Raw genomic sequence first — 21,667 nt, 5'->3', positions numbered from 1 at the left:
TCGTCAGACGACCGGTATCGAGCGGATCAACTGGACAATATCTTCGGGCCGGGCGTGGCTGGCGCTGTTGCTCAGCTGCAAGCGATGGCAGGCGACGCTCGGCAACACGGCCTGCACGTCTTCCGGCATGACCATCGTGCGGCCGTCAATGAACGCCCAGGCACGGGCCGCGGCGATCAGCGCCAGCGCCGCGCGTGGACTCAGTCCATGGACAAAGCGCTGGCTGGTGCGCGTGGCCTCGACGAGGGCTTGCAGGTAATCGAGCAGCGCCGGCGAAACATGCACATCGGCCGCCGTGCGCTGCAACGACGGGAGCTGATCAGGCGTCAGACAGGGCTGGATGGCGGCGAGCGTGTCGTGCCGGCCACCGCTTTCCAGCAGGGCGCGTTCGGCCGCCCGATCGGGATAGCCGAGTTCGATGCGCATCAGAAAACGGTCGAGCTGCGATTCGGGCAGCGGAAAGGTGCCGATCTGGGTAGAGGGATTTTGCGTCGCGATGACGAAGAACGGTTCGGGCAGCGGCCGCGTTTCGCCTTCGACGGTGACCTGGCGTTCCTCCATCGCTTCGAGCAGGGCGCTTTGCGTTTTCGGCGTCGCGCGGTTGATTTCGTCGGCCAGCAGCACTTGCGAAAAGATCGCGCCGGGCAGGAACTTGAATTCGCTGCGTTCGCGGTCGTAGATCGAGAGGCCGATGACATCGGCCGGTAGCATGTCGCTCGTAAATTGCACGCGCGAAAAGTGCAGGCCGAGCAAGCGGGCCAGCATGTGCGCCAGGGTCGTCTTGCCGACACCGGGGCGGTCTTCGATCAGCAGATGGCCGCGCGCCAGCAGGCAGGCCAGCGCCAGCCGGATTTGTGTGTCCTTGCCGAGGATGATGCGGTTGGCGGCCGAGATGACCGCGTCGATCGTTGAGTAATGCCGCGCGCGATAAATGCGCCGCGCTGTGCGAGATAAATCAGAAATTCAGAGCTTTACCGACAGCAAACAAAATTTACCACTGAGAAGGCTAGATTTCGATCTCGACGATCTGAAGGTCTGGAGCGGATCCTTCGATCACTCCGTCGCGAAGATAAACTTTGTCGCCGACGTTTGCCCCCCCCCTCGCTCTCAGCAGCGCCCCATCGGGAAGCGTTACTGTCACCGAGTCAGTATTTACTGCGCTAACCGTACCGACCTGCAGACGGGCATCAGGAAACAGATTGCGCAGCCGTGCGTATAGGTTAAAGGACATGGCTTTCCAGCATGATGGTTTGACGGACTTTCGGGAACTTGGCCTCGACATCAACCGAACGCGAAAGACCCAGGTGGGTTTTACCGCTTTCTGTATACCGAACCAACTTGCCTGGCAGGATGATTCCAGTCTCCTCAAGCACCGGCAGGCTCAACGAAATCAGTTTCTGGCGGCCGGTATCGGATAAAACGGCCGTACCGCGCTGGCGTGCCGCATCGGCATGGGTCACCAGCGGATCGATAATCATCGGGGCTGCACGACTTCCATCCGTCCCGCCGCGAGTGACGTGACCAAGTACGCCTTGCGCCTGACCGGAAACAAAAACCGTGTTGTAGGCAGGTTTATCGACGAACTCAATGCCCTCTGTCACGCAAACATCCTCGGGCAGCTCAATATCCGGCGTCAAATCGTCCCACCCCCATGGGGCCGCTGGATAACGCGGCTGTACGCGCAGAACCTGATCATTCGGATCTGACTGGATATAGGCACCAACCGCCTCAGCAATCGACATGCACGCTTCAATGGCCGTGCCGGAATGCGACCAGACGCCGGCGGGGACGATCCAGTCCGTAATCTGCCAGTCAATATCCCAGCCAAGAGACACGCCGTTCTCCGTCAGCGCGAGCGCCATCAGTTGCTGCGCCGTCATCTGTGTTGTATTGGCACGATTGGCGATGTCTGCATAAGGAGCCGCGAGCCAGGCGGCACGACTGCGACCAGAAACAGATAGGGTTGATTTTCCGAAACTGCGACTGCTCTGAATTGTTTCGACGGACAAACGGAATGTGTGCCCATTGACATTCGCCTCCAGCTCAACAAGCTCACCAATCCCAGCCTGCAACTCATACAGATACGCGCCAGGAACCGTCGCTGACCAGCCCCACGCCCATGAATCGACGTCGATCGACACCTTGATATCAGAAGCCGGAATCGTCAAACCATCACCGACTCGCATGAGTGACTGCGTGTTGATCACAATATATCTCCTCCTGATCGGCACAATGACCGCAGCGCTGAGCGCATCGCCATCGTTACCGAACAGCAACGCGGCCGAGCCATCCGATGGCCGAAAAAACAATAAATTGGCAGTTGGCTCATAACCAGTCGTTTCCGGTTCTGTTGGCTTGACCCACTTACCAGCTGCTGGCCGGATAGCGTTCTGCTCGTAGCTCTGCGCGAAGCTGCGAACGTCAGCACCGGCGCCCGCAACGGAATCGAAGCCGCCATGTGCTGTGCTGCCGAACGAATACGGCGACGCCAGCGCGCGGCGACTGGTGCGCAGCGTGTCCTGATGCCGCGCCGAGCGCGATTGGCGAAGGCGGGCAGCGTCTTGGTGATGTGCGGCGCGGGAGGCGCGGCGATCCCGCGCGGCGTCTTGGTGCGCTGCGGTGCTGCGCGAGGCGGCGGGCGCCGCTGTTGCGTGCTTCTCGGCGTGTTGAATAGGCAGCGCGTCGAGCGCGAGCGGCATCGCGGACAGCGCCCCGGCCTGTGCGGTGTCTGCCGGCGTAAATCGGGACTCGCTGCCGGAAGCATCGCGGCGCGGGGATTGGCTGTTTTCCTGTGCACCAATCGAAACCGGCGCCGCGTACTGCCATTCCGCCGCCGACATCGCAACAGTCGGCCTTTCGGCATAGGAGTTGTACTGCGCGGTTGCCGCTGCGGATAGCGAGGGGAACTCCGCCGCTATCGTCGCCCGCGCCGTTGGCATTCCAAGCGCGGAAAGCGTATCCGGGCATCACCTGGGGCGGCTCGATGGAAGTGATTTCCACGCACCGGGGCAGCCACAACTTCTTCAACCAGTTGATCCGCGAGGTCAAGGAGCACGGCAATCCGAAGAAGATCAGCCTGCACCGGGTGACGCTGCAGGACGCGCTCGACCAGGGCTTTTTGTTCAAGCTGCAGCAGATGCTGCCGGCCGACGATGAGCGGCAGGCGATGGATGAGGCGGCCTATTTCGATTTCATCCGCTCCGGCTGCGCCGACGAGGAGTCGTTCCAGCAGGAGTACATGTGCAATCCGGCCGACGACGATGTCGCCTTCCTTGAGTATGACCTGATCGCCAGCGCCGAGTATGAGAGCGGTGCCGATTGGCAGCGCCTCGAGGGCGGCCGCCTGTTCCTCGGCATCGATATCGGCCGCAAGCAGGATTTGACGGTGGCCTGGCTGCTGGAGGAGCTGGGCGACGTGCTGTATACGCGCCGCGTGATCTGCCTGCAGAACATGCGCAAGTCGGATCAGGAGAAGGTGCTGTGGCCATTGATCGAGATGGCCGACCGGACCTGTGTCGATGCGACCGGCTTGGGTATCGGCTGGGCGGACGATGCGCAGGATCAGTTCGGCGAGTATCGCGTCGAGGCGGTGACCTTCTCAACGCGCACCAAGGAGGCGCTGGCGTATCCGGTGCGTGGGGCGATGGAAGACAAGAAGCTGCGCATCCCGTACGACCCGGCTATTCGCGCCGATCTGCGGCAAGTCACCAAGCAGGTGACATCCTCCGGCAACGTGCGCTTTACCGCCGAGCGGACGGCCGATGGCCACTCTGACCGTTTTTGGGCGCTTGGCCTAGCCAAACATGCGGCCGCCAATCCATCGGCACCGATCGAATTCACCAGTGATGGGCCGCGTGCGGCTGTGACCGAAACGGAAGGATTCTTCTATGTCTAAAAAGGCTGACGCTACAGCAAAGCCGCTGCTCGATACCGAGGTGGCCAACCGGCAGCGCGATCCGTTCGAGACGGATTACATGGGGCTGCTGCGCTCGAATGATCCGCTGCTGCTGGAGAAGGGGCAGAACGTCGAGATGTATCGCGATCTGAAGCGCGATGGCAAGGTGTTTTCGACGATTCAGAAGCGGATCGGGGCACTGGTGGGCCGCGAATGGACGGTCAAACCGATTGCCGATGGCGGCGAGGCCGACGCGCAGGTGCTGCGGGATATTCTGCAGGCGGTGAATTTTGATCAGTTGTGCCGCGACTTGCTCGATGCACTGATCATGGGCTATTCGGTCGGCGAGATCGTGTGGACGGTGCGCGATGGCCGAATCGTGCCGGCGCGGGTGGTCAAGCGTCGCCAACGCCGCTTTGTGTATGTGCAGGCCGATGAGAATTCAGGCCCGGAGCTGCGCCTGCTGACGCGGGAGAACATGCTGACTGGCGTGGAGTTGCCGGAAAAGAAGTTCATCGTGCATCGCTGCAATCCGGAGGATGACAATCCGTACGGCACAGGGCTCGGCTTGCAGCTGTATTGGCCGGTGTTCTTCAAGCGCAAGGGGATCATCAGCTGGAACAAGCTGAACGACCGCTTTGGCTCGCCGACGCCATGGGGGAAATACCCCCGCACGGCCAGCCCGAAGGAAAAGTCGACGCTGTTCGATGCGTTGCGGGCGATCAGCAACGATGGCGTGGTGATGACCCCGGAAGGCATGCAGCTGGAGCTGCTGGAGAGCAAGCTGACCGGCAGCGTGACGACGCAGCAGTCGCTGTGCGAGTACATGGATGACTGGATCGCCGAGGTGGTGCTGGGTCAGGAGCCGCGCGCCAGCGGCGGCGGTGCCTTGGCGGCCGCGAGCAAAGAGCGCCAATCGGTCCGCCTTGACCTGGTGCAGGCCGACTCCGATCTGCTCTCGGAGACACTCAACTCGACGCTGATCGCGTGGATCTGCGAATACAACGGCCTGGCCCCGTGCCTGGTGTATCGGCAGATCAAGGAAGAGGAGGACAAGAAGGCAGAGAGCGAGACCGATAAGAATGTGGCGGAGATGGGCTTCGAGCTGTCCGAAGAATCTGTGCGGGAGAAGTATGGCGATGGGTGGCGGAAGAAGGCAGTGCCGAACACGCCACCGGCCCCGGTTCCAGCCGTCACTTCCGGGAAATCGCCAGCAAATGAAGTGGCGAAGGTTGAGGATGGGGCGGCGGCGAGTTTTGCGGAGGGGGATAGTCATCCCCACGGCGATGCGATTGATGCGCTGGTCGATGCCGAACTGATGGACTGGGAGCCGCTGCTTGACCCGATGATTGCGCCCTTGCAAGCGGCACTGGCCGAGGCGGCGCGCCAAGGGGAAACCGCAGAGGAGTTGATTGCTCGCTTGCCGGCATTGTTGGAAGGGATGAATTCAGACGTGCTCGGCGAACGGCTGGCGCGCATTGCCTTCTCGGCACGTTTGGCCGGAAACGCTGGGGTCTCGACCGATGCCTGAGCATGATGCGCAGCTCTTTGCCAAGCTGCAATCGCTGACCTCTCAGGAGGCCGTTGACTATCTCAAAGCGCGCGGCCAGCTGACGCAGACATTCTCCTGGCAGGATTTATGGCATGAGGAGCATGGTCAGCAATTCACCGTGAGCCGTCTGGCACGGCTGGATCTGCTGAAGGCGGTTCAGGATGGGATCACAAAATCTGTCGAGGGCGATTTGTCGCGCCGTGACTGGACGCGCAACATCAAGGCACTGCTCGCGAAAGAAGGCTGGTGGGGCGAGGTCAAGGGGAAGGATCCGGCCAGCGGCGAGGAAGTCACAACCAAGTTCGATAACGCTCGCCTCAAGCTGATTTACGACACCAACACGCGCATGGCGTACAGCGCCGGCATGTGGGATCGGTCGTGGCGCAACCGTTCGACGCATCCGTACGTTCGGTACATCACCAAGGACGATGCGCGCGTGCGGGCGACGCATCGCGCCTGGAACAATCTCGTGCTGCCGATCGACGATCCGTTCTGGGAAACGCACTGGCCACCGAATGCCTGGCGCTGCCGCTGCCGGGTGACAGGAATGACGGCGCGGGAATACGAGAAGCGCCGGGCAGCCGGGACGATCAATACGAAGGCTCCGCCGGAACGTCTGGTTGAATGGACCAACAAGCGCACCGGCGAAATCAGTCATGTTCCTCTGGGTATTGCGCCGGGGTTCGATTACAACCCGGGGTTGGCACGCACCCGGCAAGACGGCTTGCACAAGGTTGGCCTCGATAAGCTGAATAATCTTCCGGCCCCGATTCGGAGGGCGGCAATGCAGCCGGTCGTAACGCCGGGCGTTGCTCAGGAATTCTCACGCGAGGTCAGCGATGCACACCTGGCGCTGCCCGAGGCCACGCGCCAGGCACTGGCCAGCGCCGGCTATGAGATTCATGTGGTCGATAGAATCAGCCGTGCGGCCCCGGATCTTGCCGGCCCAAGCGGCGATCAGATCGACGGACTGACCCGCTACGCCAAACGGCAGATTCTGATTGCGGAACAGGCCTTCGATATTTCCAGCAATACGTGGAAAGCCGCGCTTCCCGGCCGTGGCGCAAGCGTTCTGCAGCACGAAGTCGGACATGCCCTGGATGAGATTTATCAACTGGCCAAGATTCCGGAGGTGGAAGCCGCTTGGCGCAAGGAGGCGTCGACATTGGCGGCTTACCGAGACAATGGAGGCGCTGAGTTTTCCAAAGAAATCGACTATTTCACCAAGAAATTTCCGAATGGCTTGCTGGAAACAATCGCCGAGCTTTATGCCTTGCGCCACGGGTCAGGAACCGCTAGCTTGCTGAATGTGATGGCGGCCTTCCCAGAAACGAGGGCGGCCTTGTATAAGGCAATCGAAGGCAAGGGGCTGTAATGCAGGTTTTGGTATTTTTTGATGAAGATAAATCACAGATTTCCGTTTGGGGCCGTACCGATTACCCGGATTGCGGAGACTTCAAGATTCCCGTCTTCCCCGGCGGCGAATTTTGTGGCTTGAGCTACGAGGATCTGGTCAAGATCGAAGACTTTGAAACCGATCCCGTCACCCAGGCCGTTATCAAAACGACCCCACGCCGGCCGCGCCCCCGGCCAGAAGACATCCAGCCAATACCAGACTTCCTGCGCAAGAAGCCGGTCCAGCCATGAGCCTTACCGTCACAGTTAAAAGCGACTCACTGAGTTCCGTGCTTGCGAAGCTGTATGCAAAAACGAATGATCTGTCGCCCGTGATGAGCGCTCTCGGCATGGAAATGGAGAACAGGGTAAAGGAGCGCTTTGAAAGCCAGACGGATCCGTTAGGTGTTCCATGGTCTCCGTGGAAACCAAGTACGGAAAAAACTTATCCGAAAGATGGAAACAGGCGATTGCTCGACCGTTTTGGCGACATGCTGGAACACATCAGCCATGAGCACGACGCCTCCAGTGCGACTGTTGGTTTCAAAGAGGGGTACGCCACGTTCCACGAGTTCGGGACGAAAAAAATGGCGCGTCGCGGAATGCTCTTCGCGGATCCAGAATCAGGAACACTCGCCCCTGACGATGAGCGAGCATTAACCGACGTTATTTTTGACATCCTGAATGCCGCAGCAAAATAAAATCGGCAAAATTTTCTGAGCGCCGAAGTGTTGCGCAATACAAAAGTGTCTTTAATTGGAACGCCCGTAAAATCCCGCTAAGAATCCCTACGTCCCACAAATATCTCGCTTAGCCCCTACTGAATATCTCAGTTCTCTTTAGTTGAGTGTGCTCCGGAGGCTGGCATGATTCTGTCGCTGAATGTGGGGCGGTTTTTCGATTGTAGTGCCATTTGTCGCCATGCTTCGACCACGAATCTGTCAGCCGAATTCGATCGGCCGCGTTTTTTTGATTTGGGTGTGCGTGTTGCGCCGCCGGCCTTCAGTTAAAATCATCCAATTATTTTCTGGTGCTAACTTTTCGGTGCTTAATTCATGAAGACGATTTCAGGATCAGTTGTAGCCATTGTCACCCCGATGCACGAGGACGGAAGCCTGGACCTGCCAAGTCTGCGCAAGCTCGTTGATTTTCATGTGCAGGAAGGGACGGACTCGATCGTCGTCGTCGGTACGACCGGCGAGTCGCCGACCGTCGATGTGGAGGAACATCAGGAACTGATTCGCGTCGTTGTCGAGCAGGCGGCGGGACGGATTCCGGTGATTGCCGGGACCGGTGCGAACTCGACGTCCGAGGCGATCGAGATGAGCGAATTCGCCAGGAAAGTCGGCGCCGACGCCTCGCTCTCCGTCGTTCCCTACTACAACAAGCCGACGCAGGAAGGGCTCTACCAGCACTTCAAGGCGATCGCCGAAGCCGTCGATATTCCGGTCATTCTGTACAACGTGCCCGGCCGTACCGTGGCCGATCTGAGCAACGACACGGCGCTGCGCCTCGCGCAGATTCCGAACGTGATCGGCATCAAGGATGCGACCGGCAACATGGACCGTGGCTGCGAGCTGATTGCCCGCGCGCCGGAAGGCTTCTCGGTGTTCAGCGGCGATGATGCCAGCGCGTGTCACCTCCTGTTGATGGGGGCCAAAGCCAATATTTCGGTCGTTGCCAACGTGGTGCCCCGCATGATGCACGAGATGTGCGTGGCGGCGATGGCGGGCGATGTTGCCAGAACGCGTGAGCTCCACTTCCGCATGCTGGCCCTGCATCGCCAGTTGTTCTGCGAAGCCAACCCGATTCCGGTCAAGTGGGCGTGCCAGCAACTGGGCATGATTGAAGGCGGTATCCGTTTGCCGCTGACGCCGCTCTCCCCGGAATGTCATGAACGCGTGCGCGCCGCCATGCGCCAGGCCGGTTTGGTCGCTTAATCTCGCCCTTTCAGGAAATCCGATGAAATCTGTTGCTTTGCGGCCGATGTACTCGGCATTGGTGTTGGTTCTGGCCGGTTATTTAACCGGGTGCAGCAACCTCAGTATCGAATCGAAGAAAATCGATTACAAATCAGCGTCGGCGAACAAAGTGCCGACGCTTGAAATACCGCCCGATCTGACGTCGCCGACGCGCGACGATCGCTATGTCGTGCCGGATACCGGTGGCAAGGGAACTGCGACGTATTCGGCGTATACCGTGGAGCGCACGACGGCTGCGGCGACCCCGCAACAGAGCGACGTCTTGCCGAGCGTTGATAAGGTCCGCATCGAGCGTTCGGGTAACCAGCGTTGGTTGGTCGTCTCCGAGAGGCCGGAAAAATTGTGGGATACGGTCAAGGAGTTCTGGCAGGAAACCGGCTTTCTGATCAAGCAGGAGATTCCCGAGGCCGGGGTGATGGAGACCGATTGGGCCGAGAACCGTGCCAAGATCGGTGCCGATTTCATTCGGGATCTGCTCGGCAAGGCCCTCGATTCGCTGTATTCGACAGCCGAGCGCGATAAATTCCGGACGCGTCTTGAGCCTGGAACAGAACCGGGAACGACCGAGATCTACATCTCGCATCGCGGCATGTACGAGATTTACGTTTCCGAAGGAAAGGATCAGACCAAGTGGCAACCACGCGAGTCTGATCCCGAACTCGAAGCGGAAATGCTGCGTCGCCTGATGGTTCGCTTTGGCAGCGACCAGAAGCGTGCCGAGGCAGAGGTGGCGCTGGTCAAGGCGAAGCCGGCCGACCGGGCGCGATTGGTGCGGAGCGGTGCCGGTGCCGGTACGCTTGAGATTCAGGAATCTTTCGACCGCGCCTGGCGTCGCGTTGGTCTGGCCCTCGACCGTGTTGGTTTTACGGTTGAAGACCGGGATCGCTCCAACGGCCTTTATTTCGTGCGCTATGTCGATCCGGAAGCGGACAACCAGAAGAAAGATGAAGGCGTGCTCTCCAAGTTGGCTTTCTGGAAAGAGCCTGCACCTGATCCGCAAACTCGCTATCGTGTTTCCGTGAAAGGCACCGGTTCAGTTACGACAGTTCAGGTGCTTGGTTCTGAAGGTGGCGTCGATCAGCCAGAAACGTCGAAGAAAATTCTCGGTCTATTGTTTGAACAGTTGAAGTGATGCGTTTCGCATCGCTGGGCAGCGGCAGTCAGGGAAATTCCCTGATTGTCGATGCCGGAGACACCAAGATCCTTCTCGATTGCGGTTTCTCGATGCGTTCTGCCGCAGAACGGCTGGCACGGCTTGACGTGGCGTGTGAAGAAATCACGGCCGTACTGGTCACGCACGAACATGGCGATCATGTGAGTGGTGTTTCCAGATTCGCAGCCCGCTATGGTGTGCCGGTTCATCTGACGCATGGAACCCATCTCGCCGTGATGGCCGGCGCCAAAATTCTCCCCGATTGTCGCTTGATTGACAGCCACTCCCGCTTTTCCATTGGCGATCTGGAAATTTTTCCGTTTCCCGTTCCCCATGATGCCCGCGAGCCGGTGCAGTTCGTGTTCTCCGATGGCAATCATCGTCTTGGGGTGCTCACGGATGCTGGAACAGTGACGCCACATGTGGTTCAAATGCTGGACCACTGTGATGCGCTGGTTCTCGAATGCAATCACGACCCGGATTTGCTGGCGTCTTCGGATTATCCGGCTGTGCTCAAACGGCGCATCGCAGGCAATTATGGCCACCTCGACAATGCCCAGGCGGCTGCTTTGCTACAGGGAATCGAGACAGGTCGTCTGCAACATGTTGTGGCCGCTCATCTGAGCGAGCAGAATAACCGGCCGCATCTCGCGGCTACGGCTTTGGCGGGGGCGTTGGGCTGTGCCGAACAGTGGATTGATGTTGCCGACCAAGGTGGTGGATTTGGTTGGCGCCAGTTGGTTTGATCCCCAAGTCCTGGACGTAAAAAAGCCGGCAAGCGCCGGCTTTTTTTGCAAGAAAGCTGAATTTCTTACTTGGCAGCAGCCGGAGCAGCAGCGTCGGCGGCCGGGGCGGCCGGAGCAGCAGCGTCAGCAGCCGGAGCAGCAGCGTCGGCGGCCGGAGCAGCAGCGTCAGCAGCCGGAGCAGCAGCGTCAGCAGCCGGAGCAGCGGCTTCAGGAGCCGGAGCAGCAGCAGGAGCTTCAGGAGCGGCCGGAGCGGCTTCTTCTTGCTTGCTGCAAGCGGAGAGGGTCAGGGCTACCAGAGCGGCGAGGAGGAGCGAGTTCTTCATGTTGATCATTCCTATCAGTAAAAAAATAACAGCAAGTATCCAACGCACAATCCTGTGATTGGTTGACCGGCGGAGCCGCCAGACAGCTGAAAATTATATCAGGACGAGTCCTTGGCTGGGCAGCTGTTTTTGCAGATTAAATGCCTTGTGCATGGGTTTCTGCATTCCGCTGGTTTGGCTGCCTAGCGGTCACCATTTACGGTTGCCGCGGTTGTTTGCCGCCGCGGCCGCCGGACGTCCGTTTCGCGCGCTGAAACCGTCGTCGCGGCGTGGAGTGTTCGCGAAAGAGTTTGCATCTTGGGCGAATCCTTCCTGTCTGGGCGAACGGCTCTCATGACGATCATTCTGTTTGCCATGGCTCTCATTGCTGAAAGTGCGCTGGCCGCGTTGGCCGTTGGGTTTGCGAGGCGGGCGGTTATTCGGTGCGCCGTTTGGACGCGTGCTTCGGTTTGGCATCGGGCGCGTAGGCTCGTGTCCGGCAACGGTTTCGACCGGGATCGTTTGCTTGGTGAAGCGTTCGATTTTGCGCACCGAGAAGTGTTCTGCGTGATTGACGAGCGAGATGGCGAGGCCGTTCCGCCCGGCACGACCGGTGCGACCGATGCGATGCACGTAGTCTTCGGCAAATTTCGGCAGATCGTAGTTGATGACGTGAGTGATCGTCGGCACATCAATCCCGCGAGCGGCCACGTCGGTGGCAACCAGAATACGCACTTGACCGCGGCGCAGTGCGGTGAGAGTACGGTTGCGTGCGCCTTGGTGCATGTCGCCATGCAGCGCCGCCGCGTTGAAACCGGCGATGTTCAGGCGGTCGGTCAGGGTGTCGGCATCGCGCTTGGTTGCGGTGAATACGACGGCCTGGTCGATGGCGGCGTCACGCAGCAAGTGATCCAGCAGGCGGTTCTTGTGCGAGAGGTCGTCTACGAAATGCAGACGCTGTTCGATATTCTCGTGTTTCGCGTGGGAGGCGGCCACCTGAATCAGCAGCGCATCGCGCGTGATGCGGCGGGCGATTTGACCAACCGCGCCATCGAGCGTCGCGGAAAAGAGCATGGTCTGGCGGCTTTCGGGCGTGGCGGCGACGATTTTTTCGATGTCGTCGATGAAACCCATGTCGAGCATCCGGTCCGCTTCGTCGAGCACGAGCATCTGGAGTTCGGAGAAGTCGATTTTTCCCGACTCCATATGGTCAATCAGGCGACCGGGAGTGGCGACCAAAATTTCCGGATTGCGCGCCAGCAGTTCCATCTGCTTCGGATAGGGCATGCCGCCGAGGATCGCGACGGCTTTGAGGTGGCGAATTTCGTGCGCATATTTGTCGGTGGCGGCCGTAACCTGCAGCGCCAGTTCGCGGGTAGGCGCCAGAACCAGGACGCGCGGGAAGGCTGTCTGGAAACGTGGCCGTTCTTTGCCACGTGCGCGGGCAGATTGGCGCTCCTGATTCGGGGTGCGGCGGAGCGGCGGTACGAAGGGGCGGCGTTCCTGTGTAGCCAGGTGATGTAGGGCGGGCAGCATGAAGGCGGCGGTTTTGCCCGATCCGGTCTGCGAGGAAACCATCAGGTCGCGTTTTTCGAGCGCGGCGGGAATTGCCTGTGCTTGTACGTCTGTCGGTTCGGTGTAGCCGGATTCGATCAGTGTTTTCAAAAGGGTGTCGTGAAGGCCAAGTTCTGCAAAAGTCATGTCGTTCTTTCAGGAAAGTTAGCGTGACGCTTCCTGCGGGACAGGAGGCGATCGCAATGAAGTGCAACGCCAACCAACGAAATAGCGACGAAAAACTCGGCCCGGGAAGGCGAGAGAATTCAGGACTTTTCGGCACAAAAGCTTTGTGCCAGGACGGTGCTTGTCGTATGCACCAGAAGGCAGGAGGGCTTTGAAATGCGGCCAGGTTCGCGAAGCGCGTTTTTCACGTTTTTTAACGCGAAGGGCGCGATTCTATAGATGGGTGGGCAATGTGTCGAGCTTTTTTGCTTCGGTAAGAATATCGGCTGTTCTATATGAATAGATGTCTGGTTTGCGGTTGTCGAAAAGAATTCGCTCTGGCCGGGGGGCATGGTGCTATCCTTCCGCGCTTTTTTGCGCCCGGTTTTGGGGCGCATGGTTGCCAATTGGCTATTGAAAGGATTTTGTATGAGCGATTTTCCCCAGTGTCCGAAATGCGGTTCAGGATTTACTTACGAAGATGGCGCTATGCTGATATGCCCCGAATGCGGCCACGAATGGGCGAAGGAGGCGGCAGAAGAAAACGCCAGCGAGCAGCGAGTGGTTCGCGATGCGTCAGGCAATGAGCTTCACGACGGCGATGCGGTGACAGTTATCAAGGATCTCAAGGTTAAAGGTTCGTCCTCTGTCATCAAAATCGGCACGAAAGTGAAAAACATCCGGTTGATCGAAGGCGATCATGATATCGACTGCAAGATTGACGGCTTCGGGGCGATGCAGCTGAAGTCGGAATTTGTCAGGAAGGCGTAGCTTTTATTGGCGAGCGCGAGGCTGCGATCAGATCGAAGCAATGGCCGGAGAGTAAATTTCCGTTACCAGGATGGTTTGCGTCTTATAGACGAAGCGCGATCGCCTTGCCCACAGCTTTGCCGAGTGCCCAAGCGGCAATCCTTCGGGGTACAAGGTGCTGGCGGCGTGAGCAAAAAGGGGGTGGTGGCGGTCGATGGCGGTATAACCGAGCTCGCCCCGCTGGAATCCCGGGTGCGTGAAGAGAAGCGCGCCAAGCGAACGGTTACCAAGGCGGGCGAACCAGCGGTTGAGCGGGCCGCGTGGTCGGCAAGGCATGATCGTGTGTGCAAAGACAAGCGCTTTGCCGTTGCAGTACAGCTCGACTTCGCGGACCCAAACGCGCTTGCGGGGAGGAAGGCCTAAAAGGAAGGCTTCGTCGTCGGTGGGAAGCGAGAGGCCTTGCGTTATCAGGTGAACCGAGAACGCCCCCTTTGTTTGAAGGCGTTTGGTCAGGGAGCCCCGGTCACGTAGCCAGGCAGAGGGGGCTGTTTGGGACTGGGGGAAAGGCTTGCTTAGCCAGTTTGTTCGTCGTCCGCCGGGCATGTTTGCCGGTAACTATTAGTAGGGGCGCGGCGACTTTTCAACGCCACCTATTTTCTGCCCCGGTTTCAGCCCCTTCTGCGCAAACCAGCCATGGTTCATTTCCAATGCAAACTGTGCAGGAGCGCTTGCGCAATGGTTGCTCTCGGTGTTCGGTTGCATGTTCTCAATGTTCAGAATCTTCCCGTCGTCATCAAGAAAAGCGACGGACAGCGGGATCAGTGTGTTGCGCATCCACATGCAATGGCGGTCCTTGCGCGTGAACACGAAAAGCATTCCTTGATTAACAGGCAGGCTTTGCCGGTGCATGAGCCCCTGCATCCGGCTGGCCTGGTCGGCGGCAATTTCAGCCTCGATTCGGTGGAAACCGGCTGTCAGTTCCATCCGTGGCCCCTCGGCTCGACTTATGGCGGGGAGTTGCAGCAACAGCATGAAAACAGCGCTGAGAAACCGGTGAAGATTGATTTTTGGCATATTGAGCAGGTTGATGCAGCCGATGTTTGGATATTCCTACGCTCGCGACGGTGTGTTAGCGGCGTTTCTTCGCGGAGGTACGATCTGATTGCTTTTGCCGGGCGACAGTTTGGGTTTTCTTTGTTGATCTTGTCTTCGATTTACGCAGAGAACCGGCTGAAGCGGCGGGGCGAGTGGGGGCGGCAGATGCCTGTTGTTTGGGAGAGGGCTTCTCTGCCAGCAGGTTAGTGCCTTGGGTCACCGGGGCATCGGGGGACTCTGCAGCCTTCGGGATCGCGAATGAGCTTTGTGTGCCCAAAACCAGCGCAATACCAAGCGCAAATGCTGTCAGCGGTCGCGAGAAAGTGGTCGCGCAGAACATTTCGACCTCGTTTGGAGTTGCCTGGGGCGGCAAGTCAAATAAGACTGCGTTGCGGGAGAGAGTATCAAGGCGCAGGCGGCTGGCGGAAGCGGTGAGATTCGAACTCACGGTTGGCGTAAACCAACGCCGGTTTTCAAGACCGGTGCATTCAACCACTCTGCCACGCTTCCGATGAAGGCTGCCTTTGCAGCGGCGCGAATGATACCACGTTGGTTCGTCGAGGAGTCATTGCGATCGTTTGTTTCGAGTCAGTCGGTTATTCTTGAAACTTATTCCTTTCTTAATTAGTCTTACGTACGCTTAATTTATTCTTTTTGCGGGAGAAAATGATGCAACCTCAGGTTCACATGACTGGTCAGGTTACCCAGGAACTTTCGTTGCAACATAATAGGGTTTTGCGTAACACCTATATGTTGCTGGCGCTGTCGATGCTTCCGACGGTAATTGGTGCCGTCGTGGGGGTGCAGGCTGGCTTTACATTTTTTGCCGGTAGCCCGCTGATTTCCTTCCTTCTTTTCCTTGGCGTTGCCTTCGGGTTCATGTGGGGGATTGAGCGGACGAAAAATAGCGGCATGGGCGTCGTTTTGCTGCTCGGTTTCACCTTTTTCATGGGGTTGATGCTTTCGCGCATTCTTCAGGTTGCGTTGGGTTTTTCCAACGGGGCTTCGATGATTGCGACGGCAGCGGGCGGTACGGGGGCGATCTTTTTTGCGCTGGCGGGTATCGCCACCGTGACGAAGAGGGATTTCAGCTTTCTTGGCAAGTTCCTGTTTATCGGCCTTGTCGTCGTGCTGCTTGCCATGGTGGCCAACATCTTCTTCCAGATTCCGGCGTTGTCACTGGCGATTTCCGGTGTTGCGGTACTTCTTTTCTCTGGATACATCCTCTTCGATATCAGCCGGATCGTGAATGGGGGCGAGGATAATTACATTACGGCGACGCTTGCCGTCTATCTGGATATCTACAACCTCTTTGTCCATCTCCTTAATCTTCTGATGGCACTCACGGGGGAGCGGGACTGAGATTTCAGAGGTTGCAATCGTAGTCAGCAAGAGCGGCGAGTAGCCGCTCTTTTTTATGCTTGCAAGAACAAGGGGCCTTGCGTTAAACGCAATCCTTTGCGCCCCGGGTGTTCAGAAAAGACGACGGTGTGGCGAGGTAGCGTTTTTTTGTCGAGCGTTGCTGCGATCTCTTCCAGGGCAACGAGTTGAAAACCGTTGTCGACCCACGTCGTAATCAGGCGTTCAAAAGAACTGAAGAACTGCAAGCCTTCGAGTTCCGCTCTGAGGGTGAATACGTGGTCGCTGGCGATCGCGTTCGAGAGTTGGAAAAGGCGGTCAACGGCTTGATCGGGCGAAAAGCCGGGCTCCAGAACGAGTATTTCATCGATTGTCGGCAGGGTTGTCGGCAACTGCGGACAGGTGACTATCTCGCCGTCGATGACCGGAATGAAGGGGTGGTCGCCGCGGCAATCACTGGCGTAGGCGAAGCCGAGGCGCTGGGTGAGGCGCAGTGCGTGCCGGTTCATGCGCCATCCGGCGGCTGCGTGCGATTTGGCCGGGACGGAAAAAATCTCTTCAAAGCGGGCGCAAGCCTGGCACATTGCAGCTTCAACCCAGGTGTTGTCGGCCGTCTGGATTCTTTTTTCCCATTTTGCGCGATCCCAAGCATGGATTCCCGCTTCGAATCCGGCCTCTTGGGTTGATCGGAGAATCGTGGCGCAGCGCGTTCCGATTGCCGGCCCCGGCAGGAAGCGTCCGTAAAGACGTGTGCTGAGCCCATGGAATCGGACAAGGCTCTCGGAACGGGATTCGCGTCCGCTGTGGTCAGGGCCTAGTGAAAAAAAGAAAGACGCTTTTGCGTTGTGGCGCTGAAGCAGTTCCAGGAGTTTTGGCACGCCAAGTGCCGTTCCCTGGAACGTGTCTACGTCAATTTTGAGGGCAATTCGTCTCATGAGGCGGGTGCGTTCCGATCAATTTCCCGGTGGCGGCTGTCTTAGCCAAAGATGAGGCCGGCGGCGACATTGCGTCCTTCGCCGGTCAATACGTTATAGGTGCGGCAAGCTGCCTGAATGTCCATGATTTCGAGTCCTTTGCGGGCTTTCATGAACGGTTGAAGGAGTTCGGGGGGCGGAAAGCGCAGCAGGTTCCCCGTGCCCAGAATGACAATTTCGGCATCCAGCGTGACGAGAAATTCGAAATCGCTGACGGATAGCGTGTCGAAATTCGACTCTGTCCAGCCTTCGATCAGTCGATCGGGAAGCACTACTAGGTTGCCGGTGTGGCGGGTGGCATTGACTTTGACGTAACCGTCTCCGTAGCCGGTGAATGCGTACCGGCCAGAAATCCGGTCAAGTTGCAGTTTCATAAAATTGCGGTGCTGGGTTCGATAAAGTAGGATTATAACTTTTTGCCGGTTGGTTTATTCGAGACGCACCGTGGGTGCTGATCCGGTATCCGATAGGTATTTTGAGGACGGCCTGGGGTTGTCGGGCCGCTAAGGTTGAATGTTATGAAGCCCGTCTACAAATCGCGCAAGCTGGCCCATGTTTCCTATGATATTCGCGGTCCCGTTATGCAACAGGCCCAAAGAATGGAGGATGCGGGACAGAAGATCATCAAGCTCAATATCGGCAATGTTGGGGCATTCGCCTTCGACGCACCTGCGGATATTCAGCGGTCTATGATCGAGCATCTTGGCGAGGCGGCGGCTTATTCGGATTCCAAGGGCGTCATCGTTGCGCGTGAAGCCATTGCGCGTTACGCGGCCGAGAAGCATATCAAGGGCGTCGGCCTGAATGACATCTATATCGGCAATGGTGTCTCCGAACTGATCGTCATGTGCATGAACGGGTTGCTCAATTCCGGTGACGAGGTGCTCGTCCCGGCGCCGGACTATCCGCTGTGGACCGCGGCCGTCTGCCTTTCCGGTGGGACGGCGCGTCATTATCTGTGCGACGAGAAGAGCGACTGGATGCCGGATGTCGCCGATATCCGGGCCAAGATTACGCCCAACACACGCGCCATCGTCATCATCAATCCGAATAATCCAACCGGTGCGCTTTATCCGGAGAGCGTGTTGCGCGAGATCGTTGCGATCGCTCGCGAGTTTGGCCTGATCATCTTTGCGGACGAGGTGTACGACAAGGTTCTGTACGATGGCGTGCAGCATGTGTCGATCGCCTCGCTCTCGGATGATGTTCTTACCTTTACCTTCAATGGTTTGTCGAAGAACTACCGTGCCTGCGGATACCGCGCCGGCTGGGTTGTCATCTCCGGCGACAAGTCGTCGGCGACGGATTACATCGAAGGGCTGGAAATGCTCGCCTCGATGCGGTTGTGTTCGAACGTTCCGGCACAGTACGGCATCAAGGCGGCGCTCGATGGCTACCAGAGCATCAACGATCTGGTGGCGCCGTCAGGGCGGTTGTGTCGTCAACGCGATTTGGCGCACCAGATGGTGACCTCGATTCCCGGCGTTACCTGCGTCAAGCCGAAGGCAACGATGTACATGTTCCCCCGCCTCGATCCGGAAATGTATCCGATCAAGGACGATCAGGATTTCGTGATCGAATTCTTGCGTGAGCAGCAGGTGCTGGTCGTTCAAGGGAGCGGCTTCAACTGGCCGGGAACGGATCACTTCCGCCTTGTTTTCCTGCCGCAGGAAGAGATGTTGCATGACGCTATTTCGCGCTTGGCGTGTTTCCTCGAAGGTTACAGAAAACGGCACGGAACCTGATAGAAGGTCTAGCCATACATGTTTTTAATGGGCGGAATCATCGCCTCGTTCAGTTTTAAGAAAGATTTGAGATGAAACCGATCAATGTTGGACTTCTGGGGGTTGGCACGGTAGGCGGCGGCACCTTTAATGTTCTCAAACGTAATGCAGAGGAAATCGCCCGCCGCGCTGGACGGGTGATTCAGGTGACGGCCGTCGCCGACAAGAATGTCGAACTCGCCAAGCAGGTGACGGCGGGCGCTTGCCGCGTGACCGATGACGCATTCAGTATTGTTGTTGATCCGGACATCGATATCGTTGTCGAGCTGATCGGTGGCTATGGGGTGGCGCGCGAACTGGTGTTGAAGGCCATCGAGAACGGCAAGCATGTCGTGACGGCCAACAAGGCCTTGCTGGCGATGCATGGCAACGAGATTTTCTCGGCGGCGCAAAAGAAGGGTGTAACCGTTGCCTTCGAGGCGGCCGTGGCGGGCGGTATCCCGATCATCAAGGCGCTGCGCGAAGGCCTGACGGCGAACCGCATCGAGTGGATCGCCGGCATCATCAATGGCACGACCAACTTCATTCTTTCCGAGATGCGTGACAAGGGGTTGCCCTTTGCAGCGGTGCTCAAGGAGGCGCAGAAACTCGGTTACGCCGAAGCCGATCCGACCTTTGACATCGAAGGCATTGATGCGGCGCACAAGCTGACACTGATGAGCGCCATTGCCTTCGGAACGCCGGTCGCTTTCGACAAGGCGTACATCGAAGGGATCAGCAAGCTCGATGCTGTCGATATCAAATACGCCGAGCAACTTGGCTATCGCATCAAGCTGTTGGGCATTACCAAACGCACGCCCGAGGGCGTCGAATTGCGCGTACACCCGACGCTGATTCCGGCCAAGCGCCTGATCGCGAATGTCGAAGGGGCGATGAATGCGGTATTGGTGAAGGGCGATGCTGTCGGGGCAACGCTTTATTACGGAAAGGGCGCCGGCGCCGAGCCGACAGCGTCGTCGGTCATTGCCGACCTCGTTGATGTGACACGGATGCATACGGCCGATCCGGAACATCGCGTGCCGCATCTTGCCTTCCAGCCGGACGCCATGGTTGACCTGCCCGTGCTGCCGTTGTCCGAGATTGTGACCAGCTATTACTTGCGCTTGCGGGTTGAGGATAAGCCGGGTGTTCTGGCGGACATCACGCGCATTCTGGCCGATCACCAGATTTCGATCGACGCGATGATTCAGCGAGAGCCGGGCGAGGGCGAGGAACAGACCGATATCATCATGTTGACGCACCAGACACGCGAGAAGAACATCGATGCGGCGCTGGCGCGGATTGAACAGTTGTCCGTCGTCAACGGGAAAGTAACGCGGCTGCGTTTGGAAGAGCTTGTCTGAGTGCCAGGAGGGCTCGGGTTTGTACGTCCATTGGATTGCAGATGTGCATCGCGAATGCCTGTGCCGCCTTGCCGGAGGCTGAAAGCCGCCGCCGGGCGGCGGTGCGAGGCATGGTAAACTGCACAGCCAACCGATAATTCCGCTTATTTATTAATTAGTTAAACTTCCCATGCGTTATATCTCGACTCGGGGTGATTTTGAAAAGTCACCCAAAAAATCATTTACGGAAATTCTCTTGGGGGGGCTTGCGCCTGATGGCGGGTTGTATTTGCCCGAAACCTATCCGCAGGTGACACGGACCGAGCTCGATGCTTGGCGAAGCATGTCATACCCCGAGCTGGCGTTTGCGGTGCTTTCGAAGTTCATCGACGACATCCCGGCGGATGATCTCAAGACACTGATTTTCAAGACGTATACCGCCGATGTCTATTGCAACGGGCGTGCGGGGGGGAATTCCGAAGAAATCACGCCGGTTTGCTGGTTGCGTCCCGGCCTGGGGTTGTTGGAGTTGTCCAACGGGCCGACGTTGGCCTTCAAGGACATGGCGATGCAGTTGCTCGGTAATCTCTTCGAGTACGTCCTGGAGAAGCGTGGCGAGGAAATCAATATCCTCGGCGCGACCTCCGGCGATACCGGATCGGCCGCGGAATACGCCATGCGTGGCAAGCACGGAATCCGCGTCTTCATGCTTTCGCCCTTTGGCAAGATGAGTCCGTTCCAGCGCGCCCAGATGTACTCACTGCAAGACGAGAACATCTTCAACATTGCGGTGCGCGGCATGTTTGACGATGCCCAGGACATCGTCAAAGCTGTTTCCAACGACCACGCCTTCAAGACGAAATACAAGATCGGCGCTGTCAATTCGATCAACTGGGCGCGGGTCGCGGCCCAGATCGTCTATTACTTCAAGGGGTATTTCGCAGCAACCCAATCCAACGACGAAAAGGTTGCTTTTGCCGTGCCGTCCGGAAACTTCGGCAACATTTGCGCCGGTCATATCGCGCGCATGATGGGGCTGCCGATCGGTCGCCTGGTGTTGGCGACAAACGAGAACGATGTGCTCGATGAATTCTTCCGTACCGGGATTTATCGTCCGCGTGGAACGGTCGAGACGCATGCAACGTCGAGCCCGTCGATGGATATCTCCAAGGCGTCCAACTTCGAGCGCTTTGTATTTGATCTTGTCGGTCGAGATCCGGCGGTCATTCGTGAAATGTGGGCCAAGGTCGATGCCGGCGGGAGTTTCGATTTGTCGAATACGCCTTATTTCGCACGCCTGGGCGAATTTGGATTTGTCTCCGGCAGAAGTTGTCACGCTGATCGCTTGACGGTAATTCGCGATGCTCACGAGAAGTTCGGTGTGATGATTGATACCCATACCGCCGATGGCCTGAAGGTGGCGCAGGAAAATCTCTCGCCCGATATGCCAACCTTGGTACTGGAGACAGCCTTGCCTGCCAAGTTCGAGGATACGATCGTTGAAGCGCTCGGCAAGCGTCCCGACCGTCCTGCCGGGTTGCAGGGGATCGAGAACCTGCCGCAGCGGGTGGAGGTTCTCGATGTCGATACAGAGGCTGTGAAGCAATATATTGTCGCGAAGCTTGGCATGAGCTGACGG

The 21,667-nt window shown here is 58.1% G+C and carries 23 protein-coding genes and 1 tRNA gene; 13 read left to right on the top strand and 11 right to left on the bottom strand.

The features are described 5' to 3' along the window. Positions 1-3: 3 nt before the first annotated feature. The 3 genes from GH659_RS01540 to GH659_RS01530 all read right to left on the bottom strand — a co-directional run bounded on the left by GH659_RS01540 (position 4) and on the right by GH659_RS01530 (position 2,939). Positions 4-933, bottom strand: coding sequence for an AAA family ATPase (locus tag GH659_RS01540; RefSeq protein WP_153108947.1), 930 nt, complete (start codon positions 931-933; stop codon positions 4-6). Between the two features lie 73 nt (positions 934-1,006). Then, positions 1,007-1,231 carry a hypothetical protein gene (locus tag GH659_RS01535; protein WP_153108946.1) on the bottom strand — a complete coding sequence of 75 codons (225 nt, stop codon included), beginning with the start codon at positions 1,229-1,231 and terminating at the stop codon, positions 1,007-1,009. Next, entirely contained in the window at positions 1,221-2,939 is a 1,719-nt protein-coding gene (locus GH659_RS01530) for a hypothetical protein (protein ID WP_153108945.1), read from the bottom strand. The genes GH659_RS01535 and GH659_RS01530 overlap by 11 nt, the downstream gene beginning before the upstream one ends. A 44-nt stretch (positions 2,940-2,983) precedes the next feature. Here GH659_RS01530 and GH659_RS01525 point away from each other — a divergent pair, with 44 nt between their 5' ends. The 8 genes from GH659_RS01525 to GH659_RS01490 all read left to right on the top strand — a co-directional run bounded on the left by GH659_RS01525 (position 2,984) and on the right by GH659_RS01490 (position 10,723). Beyond that, positions 2,984-3,895 carry a phage terminase large subunit family protein gene (locus tag GH659_RS01525; RefSeq protein ID WP_211364064.1) on the top strand — a complete coding sequence of 304 codons (912 nt, stop codon included), beginning with the start codon at positions 2,984-2,986 and terminating at the stop codon, positions 3,893-3,895. Then, entirely contained in the window at positions 3,888-5,426 is a 1,539-nt protein-coding gene (locus tag GH659_RS01520) for a DUF935 domain-containing protein (protein WP_246167623.1), read from the top strand. Before GH659_RS01525 ends, GH659_RS01520 begins: the two co-directional genes overlap by 8 nt. After that, a complete protein-coding gene (locus GH659_RS01515) occupies positions 5,419-6,822 on the top strand; it encodes a phage minor head protein (RefSeq protein ID WP_153108944.1) in 1,404 nt (467 codons plus the stop codon). Before GH659_RS01520 ends, GH659_RS01515 begins: the two co-directional genes overlap by 8 nt. Next, entirely contained in the window at positions 6,822-7,094 is a 273-nt protein-coding gene (locus GH659_RS01510) for a hypothetical protein (RefSeq protein WP_153108943.1), read from the top strand. The genes GH659_RS01515 and GH659_RS01510 overlap by 1 nt, the downstream gene beginning before the upstream one ends. Beyond that, positions 7,091-7,543 carry a phage virion morphogenesis protein gene (locus GH659_RS01505; RefSeq protein ID WP_153108942.1) on the top strand — a complete coding sequence of 151 codons (453 nt, stop codon included), beginning with the start codon at positions 7,091-7,093 and terminating at the stop codon, positions 7,541-7,543. Before GH659_RS01510 ends, GH659_RS01505 begins: the two co-directional genes overlap by 4 nt. Before the next feature lie 354 nt (positions 7,544-7,897). Further along, positions 7,898-8,782: a 4-hydroxy-tetrahydrodipicolinate synthase gene (gene dapA, locus GH659_RS01500; protein WP_153108941.1), complete on the top strand. Its 885-nt coding sequence runs from the start codon at positions 7,898-7,900 to the stop codon at positions 8,780-8,782. A gap of 22 nt (positions 8,783-8,804) precedes the next feature. Next, on the top strand, positions 8,805-9,956 hold the full coding sequence (gene bamC, locus GH659_RS01495) for an outer membrane protein assembly factor BamC (protein WP_153108940.1): 1,152 nt from the start codon (positions 8,805-8,807) through the stop codon (positions 9,954-9,956). After that, complete coding sequence (locus GH659_RS01490; RefSeq protein WP_153108939.1) at positions 9,956-10,723, top strand: MBL fold metallo-hydrolase; 768 nt, start codon at positions 9,956-9,958, stop codon at positions 10,721-10,723. The genes bamC and GH659_RS01490 overlap by 1 nt, the downstream gene beginning before the upstream one ends. A 65-nt stretch (positions 10,724-10,788) precedes the next feature. Here GH659_RS01490 and GH659_RS01485 read toward each other — a convergent pair whose 3' ends face one another. Continuing rightward, positions 10,789-11,046, bottom strand: a complete 258-nt coding sequence (locus tag GH659_RS01485; RefSeq protein WP_153108938.1) for a hypothetical protein — start codon at positions 11,044-11,046, stop codon at positions 10,789-10,791. Positions 11,047-11,235: 189 nt separating this feature from the next. After that, the gene (locus GH659_RS01480; protein WP_153108937.1) at positions 11,236-12,726 is read right to left on the bottom strand and encodes a DEAD/DEAH box helicase; all 1,491 of its coding nucleotides are present in this window, start codon (positions 12,724-12,726) and stop codon (positions 11,236-11,238) included. 447 nt (positions 12,727-13,173) lie between these two features. Here GH659_RS01480 and GH659_RS01475 point away from each other — a divergent pair, with 447 nt between their 5' ends. Then, a complete protein-coding gene (locus tag GH659_RS01475) occupies positions 13,174-13,515 on the top strand; it encodes a zinc ribbon domain-containing protein YjdM (RefSeq protein WP_153108936.1) in 342 nt (113 codons plus the stop codon). A gap of 27 nt (positions 13,516-13,542) precedes the next feature. On the opposite strand, the gene GH659_RS01470 is transcribed toward GH659_RS01475, so the two are convergent. The 4 genes from GH659_RS01470 to GH659_RS01455 form a co-directional block, all read right to left on the bottom strand. Next, on the bottom strand, positions 13,543-14,097 hold the full coding sequence (locus tag GH659_RS01470; RefSeq protein ID WP_153108935.1) for a chorismate--pyruvate lyase family protein: 555 nt from the start codon (positions 14,095-14,097) through the stop codon (positions 13,543-13,545). Between the two features lie 15 nt (positions 14,098-14,112). Beyond that, positions 14,113-14,526 (bottom strand): DUF192 domain-containing protein, encoded by a 414-nt coding sequence (locus tag GH659_RS01465; RefSeq protein WP_246167622.1) that lies wholly within the window; start codon positions 14,524-14,526, stop codon positions 14,113-14,115. A 97-nt stretch (positions 14,527-14,623) separates the two neighbouring features. Beyond that, on the bottom strand, positions 14,624-15,037 hold the full coding sequence (locus GH659_RS01460; protein WP_153108933.1) for a hypothetical protein: 414 nt from the start codon (positions 15,035-15,037) through the stop codon (positions 14,624-14,626). Continuing rightward, positions 15,010-15,099 (bottom strand) — tRNA-Ser (locus GH659_RS01455). The genes GH659_RS01460 and GH659_RS01455 overlap by 28 nt, the downstream gene beginning before the upstream one ends. A gap of 159 nt (positions 15,100-15,258) precedes the next feature. On the opposite strand from GH659_RS01455, the gene GH659_RS01450 reads away from it, so the two are divergent. Further along, complete coding sequence (locus GH659_RS01450; protein ID WP_153108932.1) at positions 15,259-15,951, top strand: Bax inhibitor-1/YccA family protein; 693 nt, start codon at positions 15,259-15,261, stop codon at positions 15,949-15,951. Between the two features lie 53 nt (positions 15,952-16,004). On the opposite strand, the gene GH659_RS15085 is transcribed toward GH659_RS01450, so the two are convergent. Beyond that, positions 16,005-16,883, bottom strand: coding sequence for a polysaccharide deacetylase family protein (locus GH659_RS15085; protein ID WP_153108931.1), 879 nt, complete (start codon positions 16,881-16,883; stop codon positions 16,005-16,007). A gap of 41 nt (positions 16,884-16,924) precedes the next feature. Next, positions 16,925-17,296 carry an Mth938-like domain-containing protein gene (locus tag GH659_RS01440; RefSeq protein ID WP_153108930.1) on the bottom strand — a complete coding sequence of 124 codons (372 nt, stop codon included), beginning with the start codon at positions 17,294-17,296 and terminating at the stop codon, positions 16,925-16,927. Positions 17,297-17,440: 144 nt separating this feature from the next. Here GH659_RS01440 and GH659_RS01435 point away from each other — a divergent pair, with 144 nt between their 5' ends. From GH659_RS01435 to thrC, 3 genes are all read left to right on the top strand, one after another. Then, complete coding sequence (locus GH659_RS01435; RefSeq protein WP_153108929.1) at positions 17,441-18,667, top strand: pyridoxal phosphate-dependent aminotransferase; 1,227 nt, start codon at positions 17,441-17,443, stop codon at positions 18,665-18,667. Positions 18,668-18,738: 71 nt separating this feature from the next. Then, positions 18,739-20,049, top strand: coding sequence for a homoserine dehydrogenase (locus GH659_RS01430; RefSeq protein WP_153108928.1), 1,311 nt, complete (start codon positions 18,739-18,741; stop codon positions 20,047-20,049). Positions 20,050-20,218: 169 nt separating this feature from the next. After that, complete coding sequence (gene thrC / locus GH659_RS01425; protein WP_153108927.1) at positions 20,219-21,664, top strand: threonine synthase; 1,446 nt, start codon at positions 20,219-20,221, stop codon at positions 21,662-21,664. Positions 21,665-21,667: the final 3 nt, after the last annotated feature.

Origin of the sequence: Propionivibrio limicola, from assembly GCF_009469695.1 — a bacterium.
GTDB lineage: Bacteria > Pseudomonadota > Gammaproteobacteria > Burkholderiales > Rhodocyclaceae > Propionivibrio > Propionivibrio limicola.
This window is presented reverse-complemented; position numbering and strand designations above follow the sequence as displayed.